The 2,713-nt window shown below is 45.9% G+C and carries 3 protein-coding genes and 1 pseudogene; all 4 read left to right on the plus strand.

Annotated elements, in window-relative coordinates; translation table 11 throughout:
- Positions 1-1,128, plus strand: a pseudogene (locus WBA23_RS02590) (hypothetical protein); the annotation flags it as partial.
- A 4-nt stretch (positions 1,129-1,132) separates the two neighbouring features.
- A complete protein-coding gene (locus tag WBA23_RS02595) occupies positions 1,133-1,282 on the plus strand; it encodes a DUF5989 family protein (protein ID WP_424580687.1) in 150 nt (49 codons plus the stop codon).
- Between the two features lie 112 nt (positions 1,283-1,394).
- The gene (locus tag WBA23_RS02600; protein WP_424580688.1) at positions 1,395-1,784 is read left to right on the plus strand and encodes an SxtJ family membrane protein; all 390 of its coding nucleotides are present in this window, start codon (positions 1,395-1,397) and stop codon (positions 1,782-1,784) included.
- 151 nt (positions 1,785-1,935) lie between these two features.
- Positions 1,936-2,713, plus strand: a 778-nt coding sequence (locus WBA23_RS02605; protein WP_424580689.1) for a carbamoyltransferase N-terminal domain-containing protein, incomplete at its 3' end; no start/stop codon positions are given.

Genomic DNA, 2,713 nt, shown 5'->3' on the forward strand with positions numbered 1-2,713 from the left:
TCCACGTTCATCAGTACGTTGGTGAGCAACGAAAAGGATCTCGCTCCTTTTGTCAGCGATAGCACCCAAGAAGAATCTTCCGCCGACCACTTTTACCAACTGGGTCAACAGGCGTATCAGCAGGCGGACTTTACCGTCGCTAAGCAACATTTTGTAAAGGCGAAAGAACTGGACATGCTTCGCTTCCGCGCCCCCGAAGCACTGAACGATATCATCCACGAATTGACCGAGCAATTTTCACAAGTACATTTGGTAGATGCCCGGGAGCATTTGGAAAGTAACGTGCCCCACCGCATTATCGGTAATGAAGTGCTGCTAGAACACGTACATCCTAACCAACGGGGGTATTCACTGATTGCTGATGCTTTTTATCAGCGGCTGCGGGAAGAAAAGATGATTGAATCTGACTGGGAGTTAGCCTCAGATTGGAAGGAAGCGTACGCAGCGATGCCCATCACGGAAGTGGACTCCCTGAAAGGGGCGTACGAAATTATGATACTTAAGGAAGGCTGGCCCTTCTACGAACCGATCACCGATTTGGATACCGCTAACCGTACGTTACCCGAAGCCATTGCCGGAGCCCTGGCTGTTCAGCAAATTTCGTGGGAAGAGGCCATGGAGCGATTGTACCAACACTACTATCAAAATAAGAATTATACAGAGGCACTGAAGGTAGCCGAAGGCATTACGCTGGAGCATCCCCGTGAGTCTCAGTTCTTCACCAAGGCGGCCGGGCTGGCCTTGCAAATCAACAATATTCAAAAGGCGGATTATCTATTTCAACGGGCACTAGTCCTAGAAGAATCCACTACCCTGGCTCGTAAAATTGCCATCAATTTTATTAAAGTGGATGCGCTGGATGCAGCATTATCGTACCTTCAGTATATAAGGGAACGAGAGTCAACCGATATGATGAGCTTTCGGTTGATCGGTGCAATAAAGTCAATACTGGCTGTTTCAAAGAGCGATAGTCTAGCAGAAAATGATACTGAAACGCTAACGAAGTTGGCTGAAAGCTACCTGCTACTAGGAAAGCAAAATGCGGCTGAAAAGTATTTGAAAACGGTACTGGTTCAAGCTCCAGACCACAAACCGGCCCTCCAACTCATGAAAAAGATACAAAACTAGAACTATGGAAACGTTGAAAGAATTTTGGCTATTCGTCCGAACCCGCAAAAAATACTGGTTAATCCCTACGCTGGTACTATTACTACTGATTGGATTTCTGATTGTAGCGACCAGTGGCTCGGCATTGGCCCCTTTTATTTATTCTATCTTTTAATTGTGTTTAAGTGTTCGGGTGTTCAAGTGTTATGGTCTTTAAGTAATTTACATACCTGAACACATGAATACATTAGCACCTGAACACACATATATGAATACTTTCTCCGTCTATGAAACTACCTGAAATCATCATTACTCAAATCAGCCAGAAACAGTTACTAGAAACAGGTTTGGTCGCTATTCTGCTGTGTATCATCATCGGATTAGTGCAAGATCAATCGGGTTGGTTGGTTGCCGCTGCGGTGGTAGCGGGTGTTGGATTATTGTTCCCTAAACTATTATATCCGGTAGCGGTGTTTTGGTTCTCGCTCGGGAACGTACTGAGTATGATTGTTTCGCCAATACTGCTAACAACTGTATTCCTTTTGATTATAACTCCCATTGGGGTTTTCCGGCGGTGGCTAAGCCGAGACTCTTTGCAAATTCAGCCGAGTGATAGATCAATATTAAAGAAAAGAGATCACGTATTCACCGCCACTGATTTAAAGAACTCGTTCTGATACTATTTGATTACTATATTTTGCGAATAAAACTAAGAAGAAAATCCCCCTTTCATAAAGGGGGCGCAGGGGGATTTACACGATCCTATCAAAAGCGTAACACTGGTTTAGCATTGGTATAAATACAAATTTCAATTTATCTCCGTAACACGTGCGACATACCATCCTCGGAATTTCGGCTTTCTACCACGATAGTGCGGCAGCTTTGGTGGTAGACGGACACATTATGGCGGCGGCTCAGGAAGAACGATTTACCCGAGTTAAGCACGATGCCTCTTTTCCCATCCACGCAATTCGTTACGTACTAGCTGAAGCCAGCGTTGATATTAGCCAAATTGATAGCGTGGTATTCTACGATAAACCGCTGCTGAAATTTGAGCGGTTACTGGAAACTTACCACGCTATTGCCCCCCGGGGCCTCAAGGGCTTTCTTACCGCTATTCCGGTTTGGATAAAGGATAAACTATTCCTTCGCCGGTTAATCCGTCGGGAGTTAGCAACCCTAGGTAATTTCACGGCTCCTATTCAGTTTACCGAGCATCATTTATCCCACGCCGCCAGCGCCTTTTATCCGTCTCCCTTTGAAGAAGCGGCCATCTTGACTATTGATGGGGTAGGAGAGTGGGCAACTACCACCATTAGTCACGGGCGGGGCAACCAAATTCGGATGCTGCGGGAGCTTCATTTTCCGCACTCGGTGGGGCTGCTTTACTCGGCGTTCACGTACTATCTGGGATTTAAGGTGAACGGGGGCGAATATAAACTTATGGGATTAGCTCCCTACGGTAATCCTACGGCGGAACAAACCCAGAACTTCCAAAGAAAAATTCTGGATGAACTGATTAGCTTGAAGGAAGACGGTTCCATTCAGCTAAACCTAGATTACTTCAAGTTTCTCGGCGGATTACGAATGGCCGATGACCGCCGAT

The sequence above is a fragment of the Tunicatimonas sp. genome (genome assembly GCF_049647865.1).
Lineage (GTDB): Bacteria > Bacteroidota > Bacteroidia > Cytophagales > Cyclobacteriaceae > Tunicatimonas.

Bases quoted from the DNA above. Each gene is read 5' to 3' on its own strand.
- WBA23_RS02595 (WP_424580687.1), top strand. From the start codon at position 1,133: ATGGAAACGTTGAAAGAATTTTGGCTATTCGTCCGAACCCGCAAAAAA.
- WBA23_RS02600 (WP_424580688.1), top strand. From the start codon at position 1,395: ATGAAACTACCTGAAATCATCATTACTCAAATCAGCCAGAAACAGTTA.